Below are 2,700 nucleotides of genomic sequence, written 5' to 3' on the forward strand. Positions count from 1 at the left end.
TTGGAGACGCTTGCCTTGCGTTCTCTTGAGCAAGAAACGGAAATACGGGAAATGAAACGGATTAAATAAAGCCTATGGACTTTACACATAGGCTTTTTTTGGTACAATGTAATAGAACAAATGTTCTGTTACTAAGTGCCTATAGGGGGGGTTGACAATGCTACATATGTACTACAAAACTGCATTTGAAGAAAAAATAGAGCATCTGTTCAAGTCAAAAGGTATTGTTCAATCTGAAGATTTGTGCTTGGACAATCTGTCAGATATTTTTAACATCCAGATCGTTTACATGCCCGATGCCCCTCAACGAGCCATGTGGGATGATAGTTTATCCGTCATCTTTCTTGATTCGACCAAAACACCTGCTGAAGTGAGAGAAGTGTTTTTCCACGAGCTTGCCCATCTCCTTTTTCACGAGGGTAATCAGTCTGTTATGTTTACTGATTTTCGCAATCTGCAAGAAAATCAGGCCAAAGTTTTTCAGTTGTATGCTGCCATGCCTTTTTTTATGATCAAGAAACTGGATTTACCCAGTGAGGACAGATTGATTATCGGGCTATTATCAGATGTTTTTAAGGTCACACATAGGTTGGCCAAAAAAAGATGGTATCAAATCAAACAACGGATATACACGGCACAGTTTTTGTGCGGATCGGCTATCCCAGCCCCTAATACTTCTAAAAAATGGTCAAAGGAAACACTCAGGCTTCTGGACAAACTTTATCAACAGATCGGTGTCCGGGGATGATTGTCTATGCAATCCATTGTTTATTATGATTATTATGACGGCAAACTGTGTCCAATATGGTATGTTGTTTATCTGGAAGAAAAGGATTATACAAAGGATGTCCTCTATGTCCCTGTCCAGTGTCCCTTCCAGCCCCTAAACGAGTTTGAGGAATCTCTGGGAGTCTCTGTGTTTTTGTCTGAATTGATTGTTAATACCCAAAAACCGAACTGCTTCGGAATCAACATAAGGTCTATTCGTCAAAGGACAGAGATGACAGGCATCTCCATAAGTAAAATCCATTTTCTTGTGATACAAATGGATGATCTGGAGGATGTTTTGAACATGGCTAGGGTGAGGTGGCATGTGAATGAATGCGATTCTGTACGCCAGAGTGTCAACAGATGATCAATCGGAAAGAGGAACCATTGAAGGTCAGCTTGAATTTGGAGAGAAATATGCTGATCTGCACCAGATGAACTTGTTAAAGGTTTATAAGGACGATGGCATTAGTGGAACACTCGAACTTAAAGACCGCATTGGCGGTTCAGAACTTCTTGATGATATTCAGAGCAAAAAGATTCAGGCTGATGTCATGTTGATCTATAAGTTAGACCGTCTTGGACGCTCAGCAAGAGTCATTTTAAATGCGATACATGAATTGGATCAATACGGTGTAAAAGTGAAGTCAATGACCGAAGATTTTGATTCAAAAAGCCCTTCCGGTCGGCTTCTTGTAACGATGTTAGCGGCCATTGCTGATTTTGAACGTGAAAACATTATTGAGAGGATGTGGCACGGGGCTAACAGAGCCGCCCGCAAAGGAAAGTGGCTGGGTGGAATTGTTCCATACGGATATTATGTCGATGATGAAGGCTACTTGGAAATTAACAGGACTCCTATTCCCAATCTTGGGAAGTCGGAGGCCGACATCATTCACATGATGTATCATCTAATCGGAGAAAAGCACTATTCAGCATGGGAAGTTGCCAAACTTCTGAATTCGATGGGGGTTCCTACGGCTTACGTCAAAGATCACAGGAAAGTCAAGCGAGGAAAAAGGAAAGTTAAAACATCAGGAAAATGGAGACCTTCAAGGGTACGAGCCATTATCTATAATACAACGTACAAAGGTATACACCAGTACGGAAAAAGAGCAAATCGGGACAGGGAAATCATCGAAAGAGAAGTGCCTGCCATTGTAACGCCTGAACTTTGGGAGAAAGCGGTCAATGCAATCAAAAATCCTAATTTGGCTTCAATCGAAAGCAGAGTAGAAAATAATCTTTTGCGGGGACTGATAAAGTGCGGATTATGCGGCAGAAATTATTATGCTGTTTATTACAATGGTGCCCAGAAAAAGAAGAAATATTACTTCGTATGTGCGGGGAAAGTTGGCGATAAAGCTCTCTATAACAGATGTACAAGCAAAAACGTTCCAAAGGACTGGCTGGAGGAACTAGTTTGGAACGATATTGTAAACTTTGCCAGCAAACCAGAGTCCGTTATACAGGAGATTGTGAACGACCTGAATAATGAAAAAGAAAAACAAGTTGAAAATGACTTGTCCTTGGAAATTGAATTTCTGGAAAAAGCGATCAAAGCAAAAGATAATGAGAAACAAAGTATTCTTGATTTGTTTAGAAAAAATCTTATTACTTCAGAGGATGTTGAGTTACAATTAAATAAGATCAATGATGAGAAACAGGAATTGTTGGCAAGGTTGGATAGATTAAGAACGGAAGCGGATCAAAACCAAGAAGCAAAAAAACGACTGTCTTCGGCCGAGAAGATTCTTAAAGAATTAAAGGAGCGAATAAAAGGAGATTTATCCAATAAAGAGAAAAAGGAGATTATCCAGACCATTGTCAAGGATATTGTTGTGCATACAATAAAAACACCCGGTAAACATAGAGATAAAGCAAATGTCCAGATAAACTATGTGTTTTCCATAGGTCAGGACTACACGGACA

Annotated in this window: 2 protein-coding genes; both read left to right on the forward strand. The window is 40.0% G+C overall.

Going from position 1 to position 2,700, the window contains the following annotated elements; all coding sequences use genetic code 11:
- The first annotated feature begins 157 nt into the window (after positions 1-157).
- On the forward strand, positions 158-748 hold the full coding sequence (locus tag IEW48_RS16350; protein ID WP_188624684.1) for an ImmA/IrrE family metallo-endopeptidase: 591 nt from the start codon (positions 158-160) through the stop codon (positions 746-748).
- 349 nt (positions 749-1,097) lie between these two features.
- Positions 1,098-2,700 (forward strand): recombinase family protein (locus IEW48_RS16355; protein WP_188624685.1); only part of this gene is annotated, 1,603 nt, incomplete at its 3' end.

The sequence above is a fragment of the Caldalkalibacillus thermarum genome, assembly GCF_014644735.1.
GTDB lineage: Bacteria > Bacillota > Bacilli > Caldalkalibacillales > Caldalkalibacillaceae > Caldalkalibacillus > Caldalkalibacillus thermarum.

Bases quoted from the DNA above. Each gene is read 5' to 3' on its own strand.
- IEW48_RS16350 (WP_188624684.1), top strand. From the start codon at position 158: ATGCTACATATGTACTACAAAACTGCATTTGAAGAAAAAATAGAGCAT.